General features: G+C 22.7%; 3 protein-coding genes. All 3 read right to left on the reverse strand.

Features of this window, described 5'->3' with window-relative positions:
- A partial coding sequence (locus tag C6B38_RS02470) for a hypothetical protein (protein WP_146693272.1) occupies positions 1-479 on the reverse strand: 479 nt, incomplete at its 3' end.
- A gap of 82 nt (positions 480-561) precedes the next feature.
- Positions 562-1,359, reverse strand: coding sequence for a recombinase RecT (locus tag C6B38_RS02475; RefSeq protein ID WP_105298527.1), 798 nt, complete (start codon positions 1,357-1,359; stop codon positions 562-564).
- Position 1,360: 1 nt separating this feature from the next.
- A complete protein-coding gene (locus C6B38_RS02480; RefSeq protein ID WP_105298528.1) occupies positions 1,361-2,143 on the reverse strand; it encodes a hypothetical protein in 783 nt (260 codons plus the stop codon).
- Positions 2,144-2,180: the final 37 nt, after the last annotated feature.

Consider the following 2,180-nt stretch of genomic DNA (forward strand, 5'->3'; position numbering starts at 1 on the left):
ATAATTGCATCGCGGAGATGATTACTTATTTTTTCATTATTATAAAATCAACCTTTACCATATTGATAAGTTAAATTAGTATCTTTATCATATTTTCATAAACAACTATCATTATATTTACTTAAATTTTCCATATTTTTAACAACTGATTTAGTATGTCGTGGGGATACTCAGTTAGATACTCAATTAATAATAGTATAATGTTTCTTTTTAATTTCAATAGCTTCAATAGCACCTAGTAATCGCAATAAATCATCACGGTCTTTTGAACCATTAGCATTTGTTGGTAAACAATTTTCAATGTTTATAATACTAAGAAAATTACAATATTTGCATTTGCATAATATATCTTTTATAAAAGATATGTGTTTTAATCACAACATACTAGTAAATTCGAATTTTTCCTTTAATTTATTATCTTCATAAATAACAATACCAGTAGTACCAGTACCTGATGGGTCAATACCTATTTTTATCAAGTTGCTCACTCCTCATCATTATTAACTGCTGGTACTACATTTGAGATATCTTCTTCTTTAACGACATTATCGTTAGTGTCTGCTATTTCTTGATAAGATGGGGTAAATTTATATTATTTAATAATGGTTCATCGCTCATTTGCYCTTTATTTTTGGCGACATCAATATCTTTAAATGAAATATATTCAAAATTACCATCTTCTTTAATTTCTTTTTCATCTAAATCAATATCAGATATATCAATCCCAATTTCTAATGCTAATTTACGATATAATTTWGCTTCAACCATTTCTTTTGGTCATTTATTTCAAGGTGAATATTCAYTATTACCACTAGGACTACTATTTTTTAAACGATCAATATCTGCTTTTCTTAATAAAATACCTTGATAATTTCCATTTTTATCTTTTGCAAAAGCATAAGCACCAATAATTTCATTATAATCACTAGTATTTGCATTAAAATTAATTTCATGTATTTTAGGACATGAATTTAAACTATCTCATTCAAATTTTTCACCTTTAAATATAATTGCTTTTCTTGGACTATACCCTGCTTCTTCAATTCTTTTACAATAAACTTTACTATCAATAACAGTAGTTAAACTATAAATAATAATTTTTTTATCTTTATCTCATTTTTTAAATGGAATAATATTAAAATCTTTACCAAAAATTAACCCTTTATTACTTAATTTAATAATTCCTAATGCTGTTATTTTAGCATTATCAGCAGTATTAATTAATTGTAAATAACTATTACCATTTTTCATTTTTAATTCTTCAAGTGCTAAAATATTTTCTTTTAAATATTTATCATTAACTTTTAATTCATATTTAATAATTGCACCTTTAATATATTGTTGTAATTCATTTGTCATTTTATTTCACTCCTTTAATTTTTATATTTATTCCTTTAATACCAACTACTTTATTATCAGTATTTGTATCTCATTGTGCTTTAATTGTATTTTTAACTAACTTTTCATTAACAATTAAATATTTAATTAATTGCTTTAATTCATATTGATTAGCATTTTCTAAAAAATCATCATCAATCCCTAATATTTCAATATCTTTTATTAATAATTTTTCTTTTATTAAATTAATACCAACTTTTTTTAATTGTTTTGGTTCTAATGATTTATCAATTTGCACAATTTCTTCCATTACACGAACTTGTTCATCTTGAATTTGGTCTATATCAAGACCCATATCTGGTGTTAAACTATTTGCTTTTTCAATTAATTCTTGTTTTTTTAATTCTTGTTCTTTTAAAAACTCTTGTTGTTTTTGTTTACGAGCTTGTGTTAAATTATTATTAATTTCAACTCTGTATCTTTCAATATAATTCCTATAATTAGTAATTATTTTACCAATTCTATTATGTTCATCTAATAATTTTTGAATAGGTTCTAATCATTCTTTAAAAACAAAATTATTTTTAGTAATAGCACTTGGAATATCTTTTAAATGTACATCTTGATAACCATTTAATGCATAATGATTAATATGTCTAAAAATATATTCAGTTAATTCTTGTTTATTTTCTTCTTTAAATTTTTGAACATTATATGCTAAAATACTTTCATTTTTAAAATTCTCTCCGTTTAAAGGAAATTGAAATGTAATACTATTTACTCTATTTTTTACAATATCATTCATTATTCACCCTCCTTACTAGGTAATTTGTCATATTTAG

The organism is Spiroplasma sp. ChiS (assembly GCF_002968355.1).
Taxonomy (GTDB): domain Bacteria; phylum Bacillota_I; class Bacilli_A; order Mycoplasmatales; family Mycoplasmataceae; genus Spiroplasma; species Spiroplasma citri.